General features: G+C 57.5%; 14 protein-coding genes and 1 tRNA gene. 6 read left to right on the top strand and 9 right to left on the bottom strand.

What is annotated here, in order from left to right; genetic code table 11:
* Positions 1–74 precede the first annotated feature (74 nt).
* Together ACHZBF_RS10615 and ACHZBF_RS10610 are read right to left on the bottom strand one after the other, a co-directional pair.
* Positions 75–704 carry a class I SAM-dependent methyltransferase gene (locus ACHZBF_RS10615; protein ID WP_321528393.1) on the bottom strand — a complete coding sequence of 210 codons (630 nt, stop codon included), beginning with the start codon at positions 702–704 and terminating at the stop codon, positions 75–77.
* A 299-nt stretch (positions 705–1,003) separates the two neighbouring features.
* Positions 1,004–2,449: a helix-turn-helix domain-containing protein gene (locus ACHZBF_RS10610; RefSeq protein WP_029132661.1), complete on the bottom strand. Its 1,446-nt coding sequence runs from the start codon at positions 2,447–2,449 to the stop codon at positions 1,004–1,006.
* 221 nt (positions 2,450–2,670) lie between these two features.
* Between ACHZBF_RS10610 and thrC the strand changes: the two genes are divergently transcribed.
* The 5 genes from thrC (at position 2,671) to ACHZBF_RS10585 (ending at position 8,540) form a co-directional block, all read left to right on the top strand.
* Positions 2,671–4,053, top strand: coding sequence for a threonine synthase (thrC, locus tag ACHZBF_RS10605; RefSeq protein ID WP_321528392.1), 1,383 nt, complete (start codon positions 2,671–2,673; stop codon positions 4,051–4,053).
* A gap of 246 nt (positions 4,054–4,299) precedes the next feature.
* The gene (locus ACHZBF_RS10600) at positions 4,300–5,841 is read left to right on the top strand and encodes an alpha-isopropylmalate synthase regulatory domain-containing protein (RefSeq protein WP_273437347.1); all 1,542 of its coding nucleotides are present in this window, start codon (positions 4,300–4,302) and stop codon (positions 5,839–5,841) included.
* An 81-nt stretch (positions 5,842–5,922) separates the two neighbouring features.
* Positions 5,923–6,978 (top strand): methyltransferase domain-containing protein, encoded by a 1,056-nt coding sequence (locus ACHZBF_RS10595; protein WP_321528391.1) that lies wholly within the window; start codon positions 5,923–5,925, stop codon positions 6,976–6,978.
* Positions 6,979–7,082: 104 nt separating this feature from the next.
* Positions 7,083–7,553, top strand: coding sequence for a hypothetical protein (locus ACHZBF_RS10590; protein WP_029132665.1), 471 nt, complete (start codon positions 7,083–7,085; stop codon positions 7,551–7,553).
* A 126-nt stretch (positions 7,554–7,679) separates the two neighbouring features.
* Entirely contained in the window at positions 7,680–8,540 is an 861-nt protein-coding gene (locus ACHZBF_RS10585; protein WP_037374760.1) for an HDOD domain-containing protein, read from the top strand.
* Positions 8,541–8,773: 233 nt separating this feature from the next.
* On the opposite strand, the gene ACHZBF_RS10580 is transcribed toward ACHZBF_RS10585, so the two are convergent.
* Positions 8,774–8,849 (bottom strand) — tRNA-Gly (locus ACHZBF_RS10580).
* 94 nt (positions 8,850–8,943) lie between these two features.
* Positions 8,944–9,735 carry a TSUP family transporter gene (locus ACHZBF_RS10575; RefSeq protein WP_157606736.1) on the bottom strand — a complete coding sequence of 264 codons (792 nt, stop codon included), beginning with the start codon at positions 9,733–9,735 and terminating at the stop codon, positions 8,944–8,946.
* Between the two features lie 152 nt (positions 9,736–9,887).
* Between ACHZBF_RS10575 and ACHZBF_RS10570 the strand changes: the two genes are divergently transcribed.
* Positions 9,888–10,370, top strand: coding sequence for an asparaginase domain-containing protein (locus tag ACHZBF_RS10570; protein ID WP_321528390.1), 483 nt, complete (start codon positions 9,888–9,890; stop codon positions 10,368–10,370).
* A gap of 126 nt (positions 10,371–10,496) precedes the next feature.
* On the opposite strand, the gene ACHZBF_RS10565 is transcribed toward ACHZBF_RS10570, so the two are convergent.
* The 5 genes from ACHZBF_RS10565 to phaZ all read right to left on the bottom strand — a co-directional run bounded on the left by ACHZBF_RS10565 (position 10,497) and on the right by phaZ (position 19,191).
* The gene (locus tag ACHZBF_RS10565; RefSeq protein ID WP_029132668.1) at positions 10,497–11,636 is read right to left on the bottom strand and encodes a carboxylate-amine ligase; all 1,140 of its coding nucleotides are present in this window, start codon (positions 11,634–11,636) and stop codon (positions 10,497–10,499) included.
* 40 nt (positions 11,637–11,676) lie between these two features.
* Positions 11,677–12,480, bottom strand: a complete 804-nt coding sequence (locus ACHZBF_RS10560; RefSeq protein WP_037374761.1) for an N-formylglutamate amidohydrolase — start codon at positions 12,478–12,480, stop codon at positions 11,677–11,679.
* A 146-nt stretch (positions 12,481–12,626) separates the two neighbouring features.
* Complete coding sequence (locus tag ACHZBF_RS10555; protein WP_321528389.1) at positions 12,627–13,676, bottom strand: Glu/Leu/Phe/Val dehydrogenase dimerization domain-containing protein; 1,050 nt, start codon at positions 13,674–13,676, stop codon at positions 12,627–12,629.
* A gap of 31 nt (positions 13,677–13,707) precedes the next feature.
* Positions 13,708–17,160 carry an indolepyruvate ferredoxin oxidoreductase family protein gene (locus ACHZBF_RS10550; protein ID WP_321528388.1) on the bottom strand — a complete coding sequence of 1,151 codons (3,453 nt, stop codon included), beginning with the start codon at positions 17,158–17,160 and terminating at the stop codon, positions 13,708–13,710.
* A 777-nt stretch (positions 17,161–17,937) separates the two neighbouring features.
* The gene (phaZ, locus tag ACHZBF_RS10545; protein WP_321528387.1) at positions 17,938–19,191 is read right to left on the bottom strand and encodes a polyhydroxyalkanoate depolymerase; all 1,254 of its coding nucleotides are present in this window, start codon (positions 19,189–19,191) and stop codon (positions 17,938–17,940) included.
* Positions 19,192–19,337 lie beyond the last annotated feature (146 nt).

The raw sequence follows: 19,337 nt of genomic DNA, 5'->3' as shown, positions 1-19,337 counted from the left end.
CTTCGGTGCACTCCCAGCGGATGGTGTGGATTCATTTAACGTACTTACCCTACAGGCTGTGACGCGGATGGAATTCAGAGTGCCGGGGTATAGCGAAACAGAAAATAGTTGAACTGCTGGTCGGCGCCAGCGGGTGTTTTGTGGGTCTCCTGTCGGGTCTGTTGCAGTTCAAAGGCATGCCCCAGCTCCATGGAAATCTTCCGGCTGTCATATTGAACGATATCCAGATTACTGCACTTTTTCGGTCCCTCGGGGGCGAAGGCGGCGATGATCAGGTGGCCGCCGGGCAGCAGGGTCTTTTTCACGTTGGCGATGTAGGCGTGGCGGTCATTGGCCTGGATGAGGAAGTGGAACACCGCCCGGTCATGCCAGAGGTGCACCTGGTGCGCCAGTTGGAAGTCGGTAGCATCCGCCTCCAGCCAGTCGACCCGGTTGGCCGCCTCACCAAGTCGTGAACGGGCCACCTCCAGCGCCGCCCGGGCAATATCCAGCACCGTGATGGATTGGTAACCGGCCTTGATCAGATGATCGACCAGCTTTGATGCGCCGCCACCTACATCCACAATGGAGTCTTCGGGGGTGAGGTTGCACTGCTCAATCAGCTCCAGTGACAGGGCCGGGGTTGGTTGAAACCAGCTCACTTCATCTGAAGGGCGGGTCTGATAAATATGTTCCCAGTGTGTTTTGCGGTCGGTAGTGGTCATGATGGTCTCTTCCTGTTTGCTACAGGATACCGCCAGTGTGGGGTTAATTCACCGGTCGAATCGTTTATGCGGCCGAATTTTTCGGATTATGCGGTGCTAATCAGGTCTATGGATAAATCTGCCATATCCCGTCGTGTTTTGTCGGATTACGTTGCGCTAATCCGACCTACAGCTGATTTATACAGGGTTCCGTCGGATTATGCTGCGCTAGTCCGATCTGTGGGGCTGAATGCATCGTAGGTCGGGTTAGCCGAAGGCGTAACCCGACAGGAATCGGCGGTTTTCGCTGTGGCCGCTGTTTAACCGTCGTTTGAATCCGATCCCTCGAATGAATAGGGGAAGGCGCTACGGGCATTCTCATCGATACTGATTCGCCGGGAGAGGGGCGGAAAGGCGCGTTGCGGGCAGTCCCTCCGCTCACATACCCGGCAGCTTACGCCGATCGGTTCCACGGCATCCTGGTCCTCCAGGTTGAGACCGGTGGAGTAGATCAGTTTATGGGCATGTTTGATCTCGCAACCCAGACCGATGGCGAACTTGCGCTGCGGCTGCAGGTAGCTGGTGCCGCTCTCGTGCACGGTACGCGCCAGGCAGAGATAGGTTTTTCCGTCCGGCATTCTCGCCAACTGGCGCAGGATAGTGCCGGGAGAGGAGAACGCCTCGTGCACATTCCACAGCGGGCAGACCCCGCCCAGGCGGGCGAAATGGAAACTGGTGGCGCTCTGCCGCTTGGAGATATTGCCGGCCATGTCCACCCGTACAAAGTAGAAGGGGACCCCCTTGTCGCCCGATCGCTGCATGGTGCTCAGGCGATGACACACCTGCTCGAAACTGGTGCCATAGAGTCCGCTCAGGCAGCCGATGTCGTAGCGCAGTCTTTTCGCATTGTTGAGGAACTGGCTGTAGGGCATCAGCAGGGCGCCGGCGAAATAGTTGGCCAGGCCCACCCGGCAGATCGCCTGCGCCTGGCTGCTGACCAGCTCGGCGTCTTCCAGCTCCTGGTCGATCAGGTCATGAAACAGCAGCAGGGCGATCTGATGGGCGATATGAAAGGCGCGCCGGGCCGGTGAAGAGGGTTTTGTCAGGTAAAGAATTTTGTTGCTGGCATCAAACTGTTTCTGCAGTGAGCGCTTCTCTTCAAAACTGTTCAGCCGCACCGCGATGCCATATTCCTGCCGGACGAAATCGGTCAGGTTCTGTTCCAGGTCGTCGATATTGAACTGCTGTTGTTCAAACAGGGATTCGGCGGCGTGGTCCAGTGACTCGATGTGGTTGTTGCGCCGGTAGAAAAAATCCCGCACCTCTTCATAGGGAAACTGGGCGCCATGCAGTGCCTTGATGCGCTCTTCACCGGCAATCGATTCAGAGAGCGTCTGGTGATCCACCTGGAGGCGCTGATAGGCGCGAAACAGTTGCAGGAAACGGTCGGCCAGCCGGGGCGAGGTGGAGACTACCTCGCGCAGTTCGTGTGTCGCTATGTCGGTGCCCCGGAAAAGGGGGTCGCTGAGGGATTCCCGAAGCTGGTTGGCACGCCGGTCCTCATCTTCGGTCCAGTCGGTGAAGTCGATATTCAGGGCGAGTTCAAGCTTGGTCAGTATCCGCTTGTTGAGAGGTCTGGCATCGTTCTCGATCTGGTTCAGATAACTGGCCGAGATGGCCATCTTTTCTGCCAGGGCGGCCTGGGTCAGGCCCTTTTGATCCCGCAGTTTGCGGATACGGCTACCCAGATTGGTCAGTTTTGTCATTCGATCGAGACTCGTGGAATATGCTTATTTGCAAATATACTTGCATAAAAATATATAACAAACAGAATCTTATGATATAAATTTCGCATTAGCAATATAGCTTCGAAAAATTTGCATGGCAGTTTTTTTATGCGCAGGTTGGAATCTGAATCTCCGCACAAGGCTGGTATACTGGGCCGCTGTTACTTTTTTACGAATTTCAGGATCGAGGACGATCAACGATGCGTTATGTGAGTACCCGAGGCGGCATAGAGCCGGTTACCTTTTCCCAGGCCGTAATGATGGGCCTGGCCACCGATGGTGGTCTGCTGTTGCCGGAGTCCTTTCCGCAGATCGATGCCACGACCCTGCAGCGCTGGGCCGAATTGCCGTTCAAAGCACTGGCGGTTGAGGTGATGTATCCCTATGTCGGTGAGGATATCTCCCGGGTGGAACTGGAAAAGCTGGTCGAGGAGTCCTATGCCAGCTTTAGCCATCCCGAGGTGACGCCGGTCGTGGAGGTGGGGGATCTGCGCATACTGGAGCTGTTCCACGGCCCGACCGCCGCCTTCAAGGATGTGGCGCTACAGTTTCTGGGGAATCTGTTTGAGCTGCTGCTGGAGCGCAGCGGCGGCCGTCTGAATATCCTCGGCGCCACCTCCGGCGATACCGGTTCCGCCGCCATCTACGGGGTACGGGGTCAGGAGCGGATCGATATCTTTATTCTGCATCCAAAGGGGCGGGTATCGCCCATCCAGGAGCGCCAGATGACCACGGTGCTGGATGCCAATGTGCACAACATTGCCATCACCGGCACCTTTGATGACGGCCAGCGCATTGTAAAAGAGCTGTTCAACGATCTCGCTTTCAAGCAGGAGTACACGCTGGGCGCGGTCAACTCGATCAACTGGGCGCGCATTCTGGCCCAGGTGGTCTATTACTTCTATGCCTGGGGCCGGGTCAGCGGCGGAGATGTGGATCAGAAGGTCACCTTCTCGGTACCGACCGGTAACTTTGGCGATATTTTCGCCGGCTATGTGGCCATGCGCATGGGCCTGCCGGTAGAGCGCCTGATTCTGGCCACCAACCGCAATGACATCCTCAGCCGCTTCGTCAATAGCGGCGTCTATCAGACCGGCGAGGTGTATCCCACCATCAGTCCTTCGATGGATATCCAGATATCGTCCAACTTCGAACGCTATCTCTACTACTTGATGGATCAGGACCCGGCCAAGGTACGGGCATTGATGGATCAGATGGGCCGGGAGGGCAAGTTGGAGGTGCCGGCTGAGAAACGGGCCGAGGTAGCCGCACTGTTCCAGGCGGCGGCCGTGAGTGAAGAGGAGACCCGGGACCAGATTCGCGACACCTATGCCCAGACCGGCTACATCCTCGATCCCCATACCGCCGTGGGTGTGCATGCCGCCAAAGAGATCCCCGGGGCGATCTGCCTGGCGACGGCCCATCCGGCCAAGTTCGGTGCGGCGGTGAAAGAGGCGATCGGTGTGGAGTCTGAACCGCCACCCTCGCTGCAGGGACTGATGGAGAAAGAGACCCGCTGTGCCGTTCTGGAAGCAGATGCGGCGGTGATCCGGGATTTCATGAAGACTACCCTGGCCGGTTAGGGCGGGTTTTATTAAATATGTCGGATCAAATGGATCGGCCGCTCGTCCGGCCGGTCTTTTTTTGTCCAGGGATGGTCGGAAGGGCGCGCGTACGTTTTGCCTGCATGGGTGTAGGTGAGGGGCGTTAGCTGGGAGCGGCAAGCTTTGCCTATCCTACTCATTGCATCCGATTTTGTAGGGTGGATAAGCGAAAGCGCATCCACCGTTTGCGAACAGCGACAATATAGATAATAGCGAAACTGAACCATGGCAACAGAGTCCAGACAGATCAAGATCGTCGATACCACCCTGCGGGATGGCGAACAGACCCAGGGGGTCTCTTTCTCACCCGAGGAGAAGTTGAACATTGCCAAGGCATTGCTGGAACTGCTGAAGGTGGACCGCATCGAGGTGGCATCGGCACGCATCTCCGAGGGGGAGAAGGCGGCGGTCGCCGAGATCATTCGTTGGGCCGACAGTGTGGGACTGGCAGACCGGGTCGAGGTGCTGGGTTTTGTCGATTTCAAACGCAGTGTGGACTGGATTCGTGAGACCGGTGGCCGGGTCATCAACCTGTTGGCCAAGGGCAGCGAGAACCACTGCGTCAATCAGCTCAAGAAGACCCTCGTCCAGCATGTGGGAGATATCAAGAAGACCATCAATTACGCCCACAAGCAGGGCATGCAGGTTAATCTCTATCTGGAGGACTGGTCCAACGGCTACCGGGATAATCCGGAGTACGTCTACGAACTGATGAATCGTCTGCAGGGACTGGGTATCGAGCACTTCATGTTGCCGGATACCCTGGGTGTGCTGACTCCGGATGAGGTGTTCAACGATCTGACCGACATGATCCAGCGCTTCCCCGAATGTCAATTCGATTTTCATCCCCATAACGATTACGGCCTGGGCACCGCCAATGCTGTAATGGCGGTCAAGGCGGGTGTCTCGTCCATCCACTGTACCCTGAACTGTCTGGGCGAGCGGGCCGGTAACGCTTCGCTGGCAGAGGTGGCGGTTAACCTGAAAGATCAGATGGGCATGAAGCTGGGGATCAAGGAGTCCCACCTGGTACTGCTCAGCCAGATGGTGGAGAGTTTCTCGGGCAAGCGCGTCGCGGACAATGCACCGATTATCGGTGCCGATGTCTTTACCCAGACCAGTGGTATCCATGCCGATGGCGACAAGAAGGGCGGACTGTATCAGACCAAGCTGACGCCCGAGCGTTTTTCCCGCCGCCGCAGTTATGCCCTGGGCAAGATGAGTGGCAAGGCGTCACTGCAGAAAAACCTGGAGAAGATGGATATCTCCCTGTCACCGGAGAATCTGGAGAAGGTACTGAAGCGGGTGGTGGAACTGGGCGATGAGAAAAAGGCAATCACGTCTGACGATCTACCGTTCATCATCGCCGAGGTGCTGGAAAGCAAGGATTATCACCATATCGAACTGATCAACTGTTCCATCACCTCGGGGCTTGATCTGGAATCGACCGCCAGTATCCGGGTGCTGATTCAGGGCGAGGAGATTCGTATGGCCGGGATCGGTAATGGCGGGTTCGATGCCTTCATGAATGCCATTGGCAAGGTGTTGAAGAAATATGATGTTGCGCTGCCGAAACTGGTGGACTTCGAGGTGCGCATCCCGCGTGGCGGCAAGACCAATGCGCTGACCGAGGCAACTATTGCATGGGAAATAGCTGGCCGAAGCTATAACACCCGGGGTATTCACTACAACCAGGTGTTTGCCGCCATCAACGCCACCATGCGCATGCTCAATATCCTGCTGCATCGGTTGGAAAAGGCTGGTTAGTATAAGTTGGTCGTTCTGAGATTCGGATGAATAGCGAAAGTTGTATGTTGTTAGCGTAGTTTTTCTACCAGTGAGGCAGTCATGAAAGAGTCAGTTCAAGAGTATTACGGCAAGATCCTGCAGCACAGCAACGATCTGCAGACCAACGCCTGCTGTACCGGTAGCGCGGATACGCCGGATTTTCTAAAGACAGCGATGGCCAATATCCATGATGAGGTGGCGGGCCGCTATTACGGTTGTGGACTGGTGCGTCCGCAACTGCTGGAGGGTATGCGCATACTCGATCTCGGCAGTGGCTCGGGCCGCGACTGCTATTTGCTGGCCCAACTGGTGGGTGAGAAGGGCTATGTACTCGGGGTCGACATGACCGACGAACAGCTCGCCGTGGCCAACCGGCATGTCGAATGGCATCGGCAGCGTTTCGGTTTTGCCCGCTCCAATGTGGAGTTTCGCAAGGGTTATATCGAACAGCTGGATGAGCTGGAACTGGAAGAGAACAGTTTCGATATCATTGTCTCCAACTGCGTAATCAATCTATCACCCGACAAGGAAGCCGTGTTGCGGGAGGCGTATCGTCTGCTCAAACCGGGTGGTGAGCTCTACTTTTCCGATGTCTACTCGGACCGTCGGGTGCCGGCGGAACTGCTTAACGATCAGGTGCTGTATGGCGAGTGCCTGAGTGGCGCGCTCTACTGGAATGATTTTCAGAATCTGGCTAAAAAGGCGGGCTTTCTCGACCCCCGGCTGGTGGAGGATCATCCCATCGCTATCGGCAATGACGAAATCCACCGCAAAATCGGCCATATCGGATTTTTCTCCGCCACCTACAGGTTGTTCAAGCTGGATGGGCTGGAGAGTCACAGCGAGGACTATGGTCAGGCGGTCATTTATCGGGGCGGTATTGCCAATAGTGAGCATCGCTTCGAGCTGGACAAGCATCACCTGATGGAGCGAGGGAAGATGATTCCCGTTTGTGGCAACACCTATCGAATGCTGCGGGAGACCCGGTTCGCGGACTACTTCGAGTTTTTCGGCAATCGGGAGATCCACTACGGCATTTTCGACGGGTGTGGTACCAGCCTGCCGTTTGCGACGGAATCGACGGTTGATAATGATCAGGGTGCCGGCTGCTGCTGACGGAAACGCCCTGGCCTGGTGCGTCATTTGCCGGTCGGATTTAAAGATTTCGCTTTTGTTGTCGCTAACCCTGGATAGGCCGTGATCTGTTGGGAGATTGCTTGATGGATAAAATGCGAAAACTCTTTGAGTCTGTGGATGCCTGCGCCGACAGACTGGATCAATTAAATAATCGATTTGCGCATCTGGCAACTGAATCAACCCACGAAAGTGTCGAGACCTGGAGGAGGGTCAAGGATCGTATCCTGTTCGATTATGGTGATGAGAAGAAGGTGCATGAGAGTGGACCCGATATCAAGGCCATAGCCATTGAGCTGCTGGAGAAGCAGGGCCACAGTCTGGAAGATGTACTCGATACTCTGAAGGCGGATCATGGGGTGGAAATTGACATCGCCGGTCTGGCCCAGGTCATCGGCCGCACGGTATACATCTCTGCCTTGAGAAAGGATGCGGCGGACCTGCTGAATAATGCGATCTCATTTTCCCAGATCGCCAGCCTCTGGAATGATCTGGACCGTCCCGCCTTCGGTGGCGAGAACTGGACCGCCCGCAATGTCTCCATACTGGTTGAATAGATAAGAACACCGTATCCCGGTGGCGATTACCAGGTCAGAGTCTGGAAGTGGGATCAGCTTATCGCTCTGGATGTGGGCTGCCGTTATAATCCTCGAGTTGCTTTTTAATTCTTTTTTGGTTGCCGCATGAGCTCCAGTGACAGTCCCAGATTCGATATGAAGGCCTTCGCGAATACACTCGTGGAGGATATCGAAAATAACCGTATTAAACTGCCCACCTTGCCGGCAATCTCCCTTGAAGCACTGCTGGTGGTGAACGATGCCGGCAGTTCCATGGCCGATGTGGCGCGGATTGTCAGTAAGGATACTTCCATGGCTGCCCGTCTGGTCAGATACGCCAACAGCCCGCTCTACCGGGGTGTGAATACGGTCAGTTCCGTCAAGGCGGCCATTACCCGGATCGGCTTCGATGCAGTAAAGAACGCCATCCTCAGTCTGGCGATGCGGGATGTCTTCACCACCGCCTTCAAACCGATCCAGGCGCGTATGGAAGCTCTGTGGAAGCACAGCGTGGATGTGGCCGCCAAGGCGACCGTTCTGGCGTCTCATTTTCCCCATCTCAACAAGGATGAGGCCATGCTGGCCGGTTTGATTCATGACGTCGGGGCAATTCCCGTGCTGATCAAGGCGGCCGAGTATCCGGTGCTGCTGGAGAAGGAGGAGAATCTCGACAAGGTGATCGACAAGCTGCACATGCCGATCGGCAAATTCTTGCTCTCACGGTGGAATTTTGATCCCGGGCTGGTGGATGTGGCTGCCAATCATGACAAACTGGACCGCGTACCCAAAGGGAATATGGTGGACTATGTGGATATCATCCAGGTGGCCAATATCCTGAGTCACAAGGGGAACGAGAGCCGCTGGACGGAGGTGGATATCAACGACAACCTCGCCTGTATACGGGTGGGCCTGGATCTGATCTCGCACCTGGAAAACCGCACTGAAGAAGATGATTCCGAATCTGAATTGAGCAGCATGCTCAATTGAACGCAATGGGCGGCTGGTTGGAAAAAACGAAGAGGTAGGATGGGCAAGGCTTGCCACTCCCAGCTAACGCCCCTAACCTACATCCAAGTAGGCGAAGCGCAACGTGCCCATCAAGAGCAGATTGACGGTTTACAGGCTGACCGTCTCCAGCTATCCCATACCGGTTCGATTCCCGGTATCGTGGCTGAATAAAAAAAGGCCCGAAGCCTTGTGGCTTCGGGCCTTTCTGTATTTGGAGCGGGAAACGAGATTCGAACTCGCGACCCCAACCTTGGCAAGGTTGTGCTCTACCAGCTGAGCTATTCCCGCATCAATCGAAGGCCGGTATTCTATTGATTATGGTTGTCATGTCAAGCGCTAACTGCTGATTTTGGTGAATCCAGCCGGGCGCTGATCAGTGCTGTTACAGGCCTATCCAGTCAAGCAGCGCCGGATGGCTCTCCAGTAGCAGCTTGGTGCTGATCAGGATGCAGACCAGCACGATCATGGGGCGGATCAGGCGCACGCCACGTTTTACTACCAGCCGGGCGCCAAACCGGGCACCGATCATCTGCCCAAGGCCCATGGTGAGGCCGATGCTCCATACCACGTGACCGCTGATGATGAAAAAGCTGAGTGAAGCGAGGTTACTGGTCAGATTCAATATCTTGGTGTGGGCGGTGGCCCGGGTCAACCCAAAACCGAGCAGTCCGACAAAACCGATGGCAAAGAACGAACCGGCACCCGGTCCGAAGAAACCATCATAAAAGCCGACACCAAAGCCGATGGTTAAGGAGAACAACAAGGGGGATGCCCTGGGGGTGCGATGTTCGTCGCTGATTGTGGGGGAGAGCAGAAAATAGAGCGCGATAGCGATCAGCAGCAACGGGATGACGCTGGCCAGAAACTGGGTGCTGATACGCTGCACGATCAGGGTGCCCATTGCCGCACCGACGAAGGTGCAGGCAATCATGAATTTCAACTCGCTCAACCTGATCAGATTGTTGCGGATAAAATAGAGCGAAGAGGAGAAGGTGCCGAAGGAGCCCTGCAATTTGTTGGTGGCCAGCGCCTGGGTGGGTGGCATTCCGGTTGCCAGCAGTGCCGGCAGGGCGATCAGACCGCCACCGCCGGCAATGGCATCCACCATGCCGGCCAGCATGCCGGTAAAAAACAACAGTGCCAGAATTTCCGCTGACAGTTCAATTGCGGACATGATGGCTGGCGAATATTGGTGTGTCGGGCATGGTTGGCACCTGTAGTACAAAGCAGCATGTTAGCCGAGATCACCCTGTCGGCATACAATAGCTGCAAAACATGTACAACCTTCATGATTGACAGGCCGACGCCACAGAGGATGCGCCTTTTATGAAAATCAAGATCTACACCACCGGTGGCACTATCGACAAGATCTACTTCGATCAGAAGAGCGAATTCCAGGTGGGCGAGCCGCAGATTCTGGAGCTCTTGCGGGAAGCCAACATCACTTTTGATTTTGAGGTTGAATCACTAATGCGCAAGGACAGCCTGGATATGAGTAACGCCGACCGGGCACTGATTGCCGAGCGTATCCGCAAGGATCCGAATGAGCGCATTCTGTTGACCCATGGCACCGACACCATGGTGGAGACGGCAAAGGCGTTGGTGGGCATCCCGGGAAAGACCATTGTCCTGGTCGGCTCCATGCAGCCGGCCCGTCTGCGTTATAGCGATGCCATTTTCAATATCGGTTACGCCGTCGCCACGGTGCAGATGATGCCGCCTGGGATCTATGTGGCGATGAACGGCCAGGTGTTCGATCCGTTGCATGCGCGCAAAAACGTGGCTGGTCACCGTTTCGAGGCTATCTGAGACGGTTCGGCTCTGTAGGGTGCCCATGCTGTCATCTCCCGTTGCTATATCCTGTAGGAGGCCCGCCCCCGGGCCGATTTCGCGGCGAGGCGCCGCTCCTACAGGTTGATTTTTGCAACGCTCGGTTTAATGCGGTTCGGTGCCGATCAGCGTCTCCCGGATCAGCAGATCCACTACGGCCCGCAACGCCGCTTCGTGTTCCATACCCCCGGCCAGTGCCTGTTCATAGACCTTGACCTGGCGATGCGCGCTGGTGCCTTCCCGAACAATGGTGCGCATGTGGCCGAGTTCCCGCTCACAGCCAAAGAATTCAGCATCTTCCTGCAGTAACTCCAGAATCTCTTCAATCAGATCTTCGAAGCGGGTGATCTGTCCCTGACCAAAATCCAGCAGCCCCTCATCGATACCGTAGCGGTGGGCGCGCCAGCGGTTCTCATTAATCAAGAACAGGGTGTAGCGCCGCCAGCGCTGATTGCCGCGGCGCAGTCGGTAAAGCATACGCAGCCAGCAGCGGTAGAAAGCGGCCACGCAGAGAGCGTCATCCAGTCGGGTGCAAACATCGGATATGCGCATCTCCAGGGTGGGATAACGGCTGCTGGGCCGTATGTCCCACCAAATCTTGGTGGCATCCTCGATAACGCCGGCCTTCACCAGCACATCAATATGCCGTTGGTACTCGCCATAGCTGTCGAAATACTCCGGCAGACCGGTCCTGGGCATGCCGTCCCAGAGTGAAATCCGGTAAGACTTCAGGCCGGTATTGCGGCCGCGCCAGAAGGGGGAAGAGGTGGTGAGCGCCAGGATATGGGGCAGGATATAGGTGGTCTGGGCCATCAGGTCGGTGCGGAGGTCGTCATCCTCAATACCGACATGGATGTGCATGCCACTGATCACCAGTTGCCGCACCACCTCCTGCAGGTCATTGGCCAACTGGTCATAGCGCGCCTTGTGGGTGTGTTCCAGTTGGCTTGGCTTGCCGAAGGGATGGGTGGACACGGCGACTACCGCCAGATTGTGCCGCTCGGCCACGCTGGCCACGGTACGGCGCAGATAGGCGAGATCATCACGCGCCTCGCCCAGGGTATGGCAGACCCGGGTGCCCACTTCAATCTGACACTGCAGAAATTCCGGTGAAACCTGCCCTTCCAGCAGGGCTTCGCACTCTGCCAGCATGGTTTTCGGGGCCTGGCTGATCAGATTCCGGGAATCCTTGTCGACCAGCATGTACTCCTCTTCGATACCGATGGTAAATGACGGTTCCTTCATTTGCTCTCCAGATCGCCCGATTATTATTGTCGTTGACTACTCAGGGAACAGTCACCTGAGTCAGAACCCGTTGCAAATGAGTATGGATGATATCGGCCCATTCGACGACGCCGTCGTCGTGGCCGATCAGGTCCTGACGGATCTCCAGCAACAGGTGGGGATAACCGTTTTTTTCACCGTGAACATCCATCGTATAGCCCACCGGGTTACGCGCATGGTACGGCTCATTGTCCCCCACACGGAACCGCCTGGCGGATCGCAGACTCTCCAGCAAGGGGGTGGAGAGGCGCTGATCCCGGTCCCACAGCACACCGATATGCCAGGGGCGCTGAAAGCCCCGGAATATCGGGGTAAAACTGTGAATGGAACAGAGTACCGGTGTCTGGCCGCGGCTGATGATTCGGCCCAGGATGCGTTCGATCCGGTTGTGATAGGGCCAGAACAGCGCCTCTTCCCGCTGCCCAATCTGTTCGGGTGTCAGGGCGTGGTTGCCGGGGATCTCGATATTGTCGCTCACTTCCGGTATGGAAGAGCCATCCCCCGGGTGGCGGTTGAGGTCGATCACCAAGCGGGAGTAGTTGGCCAGCAGGGCGGTGGCATTGAACCGGCTGGACAACAGACGGGTCAGCTTTTCACAACCGATGTCATAGGCGACGTGCATGCCGAATACATTCAGATCCAGGCCGAGATGGGCCAGTTTTTGTGGCACCCGGTTGCTGGCGTGGTCGCAGAGCAACAGCAGCGGTGACGGGCTCTCGCTGTTCAGTTCCTCCCAGGCCGGTGGCTCTCCCGGTGTGAGAAGGTCCTGGCTGATCGGCGTATGTGCGGCGTCTGGGCGATCCAAGAATGTTGTCCTGTGCGCTATGGCATAAGGCTCTGACAGTTAACTGGAAGTATATCCGATGGTGGATAGTGCGACCATCCAGGCCGTCAAAGGTGTACCCATGTGGGTTGTTGCTGCGCCAATCCCACAGGTCTGACCGCTTGATTTCAAGCAAATCGCTCCTCCGCCAGTTGGTCCGCCAACTCATCGGTCGGTATATGCTGCTGTTCGGCGCGGTCGAAAATCTCCGACAGGGTATCGCCGATGGCATCCACCTGCTGCACGATCTGCTGTTGATCCATTGCTATGCGTTCATAACAGACATCGATCACGCCGCCGGCATTGATCACATAGTCGGGCGCGTAGAGAATGCCCTTTTTCATCAGCGCCGTGCCGTGACGTTTTTCCGCCAACTGGTTGTTGGCGGCCCCGGCCACGATGCTGGCCCGCAGACGCGGGATGGTTTCATCATTCAGGATAGCGCCCAGGGCGCAGGGGGCGAACACATCCACCTCCTGATCATAGATCTCCTCGTTGGCGACGGCCACGGCGCCCAGTTCGGTGACCATCTGTTGCACCGCGTCGCGGTTGATGTCGGAAACCCAGATACGGGCGCCGGCATCACACAGGAACCTGGCCAGGTGATGACCCACGTTGCCGACACCCTGTATGGCCACCCGCACACCCTCCAGGCTCTCCCGGCCCAGCCGGTGCCGCACCGCCGCCTGGATACCGACAAAGGTGCCGCGTGCGGTTATGGGGGAGGGGTCGCCACTGCGACAGTTGCCTTCCGCATCGCACTTCTCGGCAATGCCCGACACATGCTGGGTCAGCTCTCCCATCAGCAACATATCGGCGACACTGGTGCCGGAGTCTTCGGCCACAATATAGCGACCGCCCAGACGCTCCACCGCCTGTCCCATGGCGCGGATCAATTCTGGCGTCTTCTCACTGCGCGGGTCGCCGATAATGACCGACTTGCCACCCCCGAGGGGCAGATTGGCGACGGCTGATTTGTAGGTCATGCCCCGGGAGAGGCGCAGCACATCATTCAGCGCATCCGCTTCGCTGGCATAGGGATACATACGGCAGCCGCCCAGGGCCGGTCCCCGGTGGGTGTTGTGTATGGCGATGATGGCCTTCAGTCCTGACGCCTTGTCATGGCAGAAGACCACCTGTTCATGATGGTCGAATTCAAGATGAGTAAACAGTTTCATGGTTATTATCCTGCTCTATTCATGGTTGTGGTCATGCCGCCCGGGTCTTGTCGACGGACGGTTGGTGGAACTGGGCAAGCAGCGCCTGCTGTCTGATGGCCGCCTGCTCGGCCGCCGCCTGTTTGATGTAACCGAAACCACGAATCTCTTCCGGCAGGCGGGCCAGAGCGATGGCAGTCTCCAGATTGTCGCCTGTCAGGTGGGTGAGCAGTGTCTCAAGAGTGGATTCATAGTCACGGATCAGCCTCCGTTCCAGTTGCCGGTCGGGGTTGTTTCTGAACGGATCCAGTCGGCTGCCGCGCAGCCTTTTGAAACGGCTTAACAGACTCATTATTTTCAACATCCAGGGACCAAAGCGGCGTTTGCTGTGTCGGCCGGTCGCCGCATCCACCTTTGACAGGACGGGTGGGTCAAAATGGAACTCCAGGTGGAAGTCGCCTTCGAACTGGTTGGCAACCTGCTCCCGGAAGTGCGGGTCGCTATAGAGTCGGGCCACCTCGTATTCGTCCTTGTAGGCCAGCAGACGGGCATAGTTTTCCGCCACGGCCTCGGCCAGGCCATTGAGATGCAATGCCTGCTCCCGTTCCCTGACCCGTTCCACCAGGTGGCGATAGCGGGCGGCGTAGGCGGCGTCCTGGTAATCGGTCAGGTGTTGGCTGCGATGGGCAATCAGCTCGTCCAGTGTCTTGGGTGGCTCAAGCGCCGGTTTGTCGGGGGCGGCCAGCTGCTGTACTGCGTCCAGATCGACGGCGGCGCGCCGTCCCCAGAGCAGGGCGCGCAGATTGTCCTCGACCGACACGCCATTCAACTCGATGGCCTTTTTCAGTGCCTCCAGCGACAGCGGCAGATAACCCTTCTGCCAGGCGAAACCGACCATGAACAGGTTGGCGCCGATGGCATCCCCCAGCAACGATTCCGCCAACCGGCTGGCATCGATGAACTGGGCGTTTCGGGTGGTCTTCGCAAGTTGCGATTCCAGCGCCTGGGCCGGGAAGGTGAGATCCTTCTGCTTAATGAATCCGGAGGTCATGGTCTGGTGGCTGTTGATCACCGCGTCGGTGCGCTCCGGGTTAAGTTTGGCCATCGCCTCGAAGCCGGTGGCCACCGCCAGATCACAGGCCAGCAGGGTGTCCGCCTGGCCGGCGGCAATGCGCATGGCGTGGATATCCTCGGGTCTTTTGGCAATCCGTATGTGACTCACCACGGCGCCATATTTCTGCGCCAGGCCGGTCATATCCAGTACCGTCACACCACGCCCGTCGATATGGGCCGCCATGCCCAGCAGGGCGCCGATGGTCACCACGCCGGTGCCGCCAATACCGGTCAGCAGGATACTGTGCGGGCGTTCCAGTCCGGGCAGTACCGGCAGGGCAAGATCGGGCCACGCCAGACCGTCCGGCTGGTTGGCAGCGCGCTTCAGTTGACCGCCGTGCACGGTGACAAAACTGGGACAATAGCCCTCCACGCAACGCATATCCTTGTTGCAGGAGGATTGGTCGATGGCCCGTTTGCGGCCAAACTCGGTCTCTACCGGGATTACCGAGAGGCAGTTGGACCGGGTGCTGCAGTCGCCGCAGTTTTCGCACACGGCGGTATTGATAAAGGGTCGCACCTTGGGATCTTCCAGGGTGCCCCGTTTACGCCGCCGTCGCTTCTCGGCGGCACAAGTCTGTTCATAGATCAGCACCGAGACCCCCGGGGTGTTGCGCAGCTCGCGCTGGATCTTTTCCAGATCGTCCCGGTGATCGAAAGTGGTGTCGGGTGCGAACTGGCTGCGCTGCTTGAATTTATCCGGATCGTCGCTGACCAGGGCGATGCGTTTGACCCCTTCCGCCGCCAGTTGCTGGCTCAGTTGCTGGACGCTGAACGGTCCGTCCACCGGCTGGCCACCGGTCATGGCCACGGCATCGTTATAGAGGATCTTGTAAGTGATGTTGACATTCGCGGCCAGTGCGGCACGAATGGCGAGTACCCCTGAGTGGAAGTAGGTGCCTTCACCCAGATTGGCAAAGATATGTTGGGTGTCGCTGAACGGGGCCTGGCCGATCCAGGGCACACCCTCGCCACCCATCTGGGTAAAGGTGTCGGTGCCGCGGTCCATCCAGGTGGCCATGTAGTGGCAACCGATGCCGCCGGTGGCCCGGCTCCCCTCGGGCAGTTGGGTGGATGTGTTGTGGGGGCAGCCGGAGCAGAAATGGGGTACCCGGTCCAGTGTCACCCGGGGCAGTGCCAGCTCGGCCTCTTTCTTCTGCAGGAAATGCAGCCGCTTCTCGATCACTTCACTCTGGTGGAAACGCTCAATCCGGGCCGCGATCACCCGGGCAATGCGGGCCGGGGTCAGCTCACCCGCCGAAGGCAACAGCCACTGGTTGGCGGTGTCGAACTTTCCCACCACTTTCGGTCGCACTTCCTCCTTCCAGTTGTAAAGCTGCTCCTTGATCTGGTTTTCGATCAGGCCGCGCTTCTCTTCCACCACCAGGATTTCGTCCAGTCCCTCGGCAAACTGACGTACCCCTTCACGCTCCAGCGGCCAGCTCATGCCGATTTTGTAGAGGCGGATACCGATCTGTGCAGCCCGCTCAGGGGTGATGCCGAGGTCCTCCAGCGCCTGCATCACATCCAGGTAGGATTTGCCAGTGGTGGCAATGCCCAGCTTGGGTTCCGGGCTGTCGATGACAATCCGGTTCAGCTTGTTGACCCGGGCAAAGGCGAGGGCGGCATAGAGCCGATGCCGATGCTGCAGGCTCTCCTGGTCGAGCGGTGTATGGGGCCAGCGGATGTTGAGTCCCCCGTCCGGCAGTACGTAGTCATCCGGGATGGTGATCTGCACGCGTTCGGGATCGATCGAGACCGAAGCGGAGGTATCGACCGTCTCGGCAATGGTCTTGAGCGCCACCCAGCAGCCGGAGTAGCGCGACAGCGCCCAGCCGATCTGGCCGTAGTCCAGGATCTCCTGCACCCCGGCCGGGTTGAGGACCGGGATCATGGCGTCCATGAACGCATATTCGGTCTGGTGTGGCAGGGTGGATGATTTGCTGTTGTGATCATCGCCGGCGATCACCAGCACGCCGCCGTGGGGCGAGGTGCCGGCGGCATTGGCGTGCTTGAACACGTCGCCGGAGCGATCGACGCCCGGTCCCTTGCCGTACCACATGCTGAACACGCCGTCGTAACGGGCACCCTGGAACAGGTTGACCTGCTGGCTGCCCCAGATGGCGGTGGCGGCCAGGTCTTCATTGAGTCCCGGCTGAAAGGTAATGCGGTGCTGGTCCAGGTACTTTTTGGCTTTCCAGAGCTCCTTGTCCAGACCGCCCAGGGGAGATCCGCGATAGCCTGAAATGAAACCGGCAGTGTTGAGGCCGGCCTGCTGGTCACGCTGCTGCTGCAGCATCGGCAGGCGGGTCAGTGCCTGAACGCCGGTGAGATAGACGCGACCGGAGTCCAGGGTGTACTTGTCATCAAGCTTGATATCAGCTAACGCCATGTGAGGATCTCCCAGGGCCTGATTCGGGCTGTTGGCCCGCATAGAGTCAGTCGCCGGCAATCAGCGTCGACGCAACGGATTAACCGCAGCGAAGCTGTCGCACGACGTGTGGAATCGATCTTTGGTAACGGCGGCTAACTGATCGGCGCGCAGCGGCGGCGGGCGTCCGTCAGGTTGGGAGTGTTGTGCAGTTGCTTGGGTGGAGAAAACCACCGGGGGGTTGTGGCGTGAATCATTGTTCCATCCTCCAATGCGGGGTCGCCGCGTTTGGTTGGCGCCTGAACCGGTCGGCTCGGGCTGATTGAAAGCCCTTTTGGGGCTTCAGATCAGTGTTTTATAACGGCCTTTGTGAGGCGCGTTGGGCGCAGACAATAGGATAACTCAGTAAATCCGTCAAGTTTGTTCGCAGCCGTTACGATTTCGTTACGGATAATTATAGGCGAGTTTTTTTGTTGGGAATGGCATGCCCGGCGGTTGCGGTCCACCGGGCGAGGTGGTTTATGAGTCTAGGAGTTTGTCGGGCTTGACCGATCGTAGCGAGGGAAAGCCGATTTGTTCCGCACATCCCTGTGCTCCACCCCTTCCGGGTTGGCACGTCAATCGCTCCAGGCGATTGAATGAGACAGATTTTTTGATCTTTCGAGGCGAAGAGTGGTGCAGGGATGCACCGTTTACGGACCTAAGGATGGAATAGTGGACCTATTCAACGAGGAAGATCGGAAAATATGGCCAAATCCGGCTTTTCCGCAGTAGATCAGTGTTAAGTCCGACAGGCTCCTAGCGTGCGGCAGCTTGCTGGATAAAGGCACGGATGCGCGGGGCGATCTCTTCGCGGAAGCGGCGGCCGTTGAAAATACCGTAGTGTCCGACATTTGACTGGGTCAGGTGTTCATGCAGTGGAGCGGTGGGGCAGAGTTTGTGGGCCGCCCGGGTCTGGCCCGGTCCGGTGATATCGTCGAGTTCACCTTCGATGGTCATCAGTGCGGTGGCGCTGATCAATTCCGGTTTAACCAGCCGGCCTGTGCACTTCAGTATTCCCTTGGGCAGGTGATGCTCTAGGAAGACCTTCTGAATGGTCTCCAGGTAGAAAGGGGCGTCCAGATCCATGACGGCAAGATACTCGTCATAAAACGACTCATGCTGGGCGGCACTGTCGCCATCACCTGATACCAGGTGCTCGAAGTAGTCATGGTGGGCCGAGACGTGCCGGTCGAGATTCATCGAGAGGAAACCGGCCAGTTGCAGAAACCCGGGGTAGACGCTGCGGCCGGCGCCCCTGCGATTCAGCGGAACGGTATGGATGGTATGCCGCCTGAACCAGTTGAGGTTGTGGTTTTCGGCGAAATCATTGACCTCGGTGGGGGTCTTGCGGGTATCCACCGGACCGCCCATGAGGATCATGCTCAGGGGGACCTGCTCCTGGTCTTCCGACATCAGCGCGACCGCCGCCATGGCCGGCACCGAGGGCTGACAAACGGCCATCAGGTGCACGTCACCATCGAAATAGCGAATGAACTCGCGCAGATAATCGACATAGCTGTCCAGGGTGAAGCGGCCATCGGAGAGCGGCACGCTGCCGGCATCATGCCAGTCGGTGATATAGACGTTGTGATCCAGCATGAATTCCCGGACTGTTCCACGCAACAGGGTGGCATAGTGACCGGACATGGGCGCTACCATGAGCAGATTGGGCTTCTTCACATCGACGGCACCAAACCGCAGCAGATCGCCGAATGGTTTGCAGATTACCACGCTCTCCTCAATTCCCAGGTCAAAGGCCGGTCGGGAGTAGGGACGGGTATAACGTTCGAGCAACCGACTCGCGGCATGCCACTGTTTCAGCCAGGGGATATCCTTGGTCAGTGTGGCGTTGAGAAACGCGTATAGATTGACCGAACGGGCCCAGAAAGTGCCCATGGCATGGAGGTTATAAAGCATAGCAACGACTCGATAGACTGCATCAGATGAGGTGTACAGTACCGGTAATAATGCAGTGCAGCAACAGAAAACGCGGAGTGCAGGAGGTCGCATCCATGCTGAATATCTGACAGTTTTAATAGTAACAAATGTAACTGACTGAAATGTCAGGGGTAAGTGCTATATACCTTGTTTATAAAAGGTTTTTATTGAGCGTGGCATGAAGATAGATAAACCGGCTTGAGATGCCGAACCCTACA

This window comes from Sedimenticola selenatireducens (assembly GCF_963675335.2).
Lineage (GTDB): Bacteria > Pseudomonadota > Gammaproteobacteria > Chromatiales > Chromatiaceae > Sedimenticola > Sedimenticola selenatireducens.
The sequence above is the reverse complement of the archived record's forward strand: the minus strand, read 5'-3'. Positions and strand labels throughout refer to the sequence as shown.